The sequence below is a fragment of the Streptomyces murinus genome, assembly GCF_002154555.1.
GTDB lineage: Bacteria > Actinomycetota > Actinomycetes > Streptomycetales > Streptomycetaceae > Streptomyces > Streptomyces murinus.
Genome location: NZ_MUNF01000806.1, coordinates 1 through 3,265, shown reverse-complemented (window position 1 = coordinate 3,265; position 3,265 = coordinate 1). Strand labels below are relative to the sequence as shown.

General features: G+C 70.9%; 1 protein-coding gene. It reads right to left on the bottom strand.

What is annotated here, in order from left to right; all coding sequences use genetic code 11:
* Positions 1–566: 566 nt before the first annotated feature.
* The gene (locus tag CCN72_RS35275) at positions 567–3,215 is read right to left on the bottom strand and encodes a pullulanase X25 domain-containing protein (protein ID WP_086812451.1); all 2,649 of its coding nucleotides are present in this window, start codon (positions 3,213–3,215) and stop codon (positions 567–569) included.
* Between the last annotated feature and the right edge of the window lie 50 nt (positions 3,216–3,265).

Here is a 3,265-nt window from a genome sequence, read left to right as displayed (position 1 = left end):
GGGACCGGCGGGCCCCGCGGGGCCCGCGGGGCCCGCCGGTCCCGGGAGGCCGGGCAAGCCCTCCGGACCGGGGACGCCCGGGATACCCGGCAGGCCCTGCGGTCCCATCGGGCCCGACGCACCCGTCGCACCGGTCGCACCCGTCGCCCCGGTCGGTCCTGCCGGACCGGAGGGACCCGCAGGACCCGCCGGACCCGAGGGGCCTTCCGGTCCCGCCGGGCCCGCGGGGCCGGTCGGACCCGTCGGGCCGGTCGCGCCGCCGCCCTGGCCGCCGCTGTAATCGCCGTCGCCGCCAGCGGGCTCGACGCCCGCGGTCACCGCCGCCCTGTGTGCCGTGTCGGCGGACGCGGCGGACGCGGTGGCGAGGGTGGTGAGGCCGGCGAGCAGGCCCGGTAGTGCCAGGGACATCGCCAGGGCGCACCGTCTGCGCCTGGGGGTTCGCCCGGATTGACTTGTCATACGTGCTCCTCTCACGGCGTCACGGCGGCCAGGATGCACGAATGGAGGGGCAAAAGGTGCGAATACGGATAGAACGCCTGATAACTCGTGGCACTCGGGTGAGGTGGTCAGGTTCGGGTGAAGACGGTCACCGACTGGGGGTCGCAGGACGTGTCCGTGGCGGAGGTCGCGCCGGAAGAGTTCAGGACCTTGGTCCAGGTGCCGGAGGGAAGGGTGGCGGCGTAGGCCGTGGTCGTCGGGTTGGCGACGACGATCGTGTCCGGGGTGGTCGGAGCGCCGGGGTCGGAGCTGATCCGGGCGATCACCGTTGAGCCGTCGACCTGCGTGGTCAGCTGGTTGTGGATCGCGGACCAGGTCGTCAGCCGCAGGGCGGCGGTGGCTCTGCGCAGGGCGATGGCGTCGCGGTAGTACGTGAAGACGCTCGCGTTGGTGACCTTGTCGCCCCAGTGGATCGCGTTGACGCTGTCGGGGGCGTTGTAGGAGTTCTTGGCGGTGTCGTAGTCGCCGTTCACCACCTTGGAGCGCAGGAACTCGTCGCCCTCGGCGATGACGGGGACGCCCTGGGAGGTCAGGACGGTGCCGACGGCGAGGCGGTCGATGCGGCCGGCCGTACCGGTGGCGCCGCCGGTCGCGCCGGAGTAGGTGATCTTGTCGTAGAGGTCGAGGTTGTCGTGGATCGAGACGTAGTTCATCGTCTGGTCCGGGCGGTCGGCGAAGGCCGGCGTCCACAGGTCGGAGAGGGGCGCGGTGCTGTCGGCGTCGGTGGGTGAGCCGGTCAGGCCGAAGGCGATGGCCGACGGGTTGCCCGAACCGCCCATGAATCCCATGACGTTGTCGTCGGTACCGCCCCGGATGGCGTCCCGGTAGACGCCGTTGAAGGCGCCGAAGTGGACGGGGGCGAGCGCGGGCAGGGTGCCGTAACGGACCTTCTGCGCCTCGTTCGGGTCGCCGGCGCCGCCGTTCCACGGTTCGCCGTAGAACATCAGGTCGCGGTCGGGGTAGGTGGTCTCCAGGTAATTCACCCAGTCGTAGGCGTCCTTGTAGTAGTGGACGCCCGCGAGGTCGAAGCGGAAGCCGTCGACGTCGTAGTCGCGGACCCAGTGTTCCAGCGAGTCCTGGATCATCCGGCTGACCATCGGGTTGCCGTCGTCGATCGAGTTGCCGGTGCCGGACAGATCGGTGCCGGTGTAGTACTTGCCGGTGATGTTCCCGAACACGCTCTTCGTGTACGTGTGGTTGTAGACCACGTCCATGATCACGCGGATCCCGTTCCGGTGGAACTGGTCGACCATGTCCTTGTATTCGCGGATCCGGTCCTCGGGAGCGGTGAACTGCGAGTACTGCTCCTCCGGGGTGTTGTAGTCCACCGGGTCGTAGCCCCAGTTCGGCACCGTGCTGCCGAAGTCGAACGACGGCATCAACTGGACGGCGGTCACCCCGAGTTGCTTGAGGTGGTCGATGCCGGTCTTCACCCCGTCGTACGTCGTCCCCGTCTGCACCAGGCCGAGGAACTTGCCGCGCTCGGCCGCGTCGACGCCGGAGCTGGGATCGACGGTGAAGTCATGGGCGCTCAACTCGTAGACGACCGCGTCCTCACGGTTGACCAGGGCCGGGCGGGGCCCCCAGCCGCCGGCGGAGGGGGCCACGGCGGCGGTGTCCACGACGACGCCCTGGGTGGTGCCGGGCTCGACCATCTGCGCGTACGGGTCGGGTACGGCGACGCCGCCCACCGAGAACTGGTACGGCTGGTCCTTCAAGTCCCCTGGTACGACGGCCTGGTAGACGTCCGTGTAGCCGCTGAGGGAGGTCGCCGTCATGGCATGGCTCGCGCCGCCGACGGTCACGGAGACGTTCGAGCTGTCCGGCGACCAGATGCGGAACGTGGTGGCGGCCGAGGTGTACAGCGCGCCCAGGGTGTTGAGCGGGGCGGTGGCCCCCTGGTTGCTCACCACGGTCATCAGATGGGTCGCGGAGTTGAAGGAGAAGGTCGTACGGGCCCCGTCGGCCGGGACCGTGAAGGGGATGTTCGCGCCGCCGGCGGCGCCCGCCGCGCCGTAGTTGGTGTCCCAGGAGCGGCCGAGGGTGACCTTGGTGTTCCAGTCGCCGGCCGGGATGGCGGTGGTGGTGTAGGTGTAGACGCCGGTTCCGTCGGGGTCCGTCATGGTGGTCGTCGTACAGGCGGCGGACCAGTTCGCGGCGCAGCCGAGGCCGTACTGGTAGTCGCCGGCGGCGGTGACGACCGGCATCGCCGAGTCGTCGGTGACGACATGGGTGTCGGGGTCGTAGACGAAGCCGACCTTCTCGCCGCCGGAGGGCACGGTCAGGGAGATGTCCGTGCCGCCCGGGACGCCGCCGGAGCCGTAGTTCTCGGTCCAGCCGTTGTCGACGGCGGCCTTGTAGGTGTAGCTGCCCGCGGGCAGGTTCAGCGACGCCTTCCAGCGGCCGTCGGCCTGGAGCGTCATCTTCGCCTGGGCGCAGTCGGGTTGCCAGTCGGCGGAGCAGCCCAGCTCGGTGTCGAAGGTGCCCGCCAGGACGACCGAGGCCGGCGCGGCGGCGGGGGCGGCGGGAGCGGCGACGACGGGGGTGGACAGGCCGACGCTGCCGCCGCCCAGGAGGGCGATGGAGGCGGCGAGGGTGGCCGCCCGGCGGGCGGCGGTACGGAGGGCGGCGGCGGTACGGAGGGAGTTGGTGCCTCCGCACGAGGACGGTATTCGCCTGTATGGGGACGGTATGCGCCGGGAGAGTCTGCGGCTCATGGGACGACTGCCTCCAGGGCAGGTCACGGCGCCGGCGCGGCCGGCCGCGC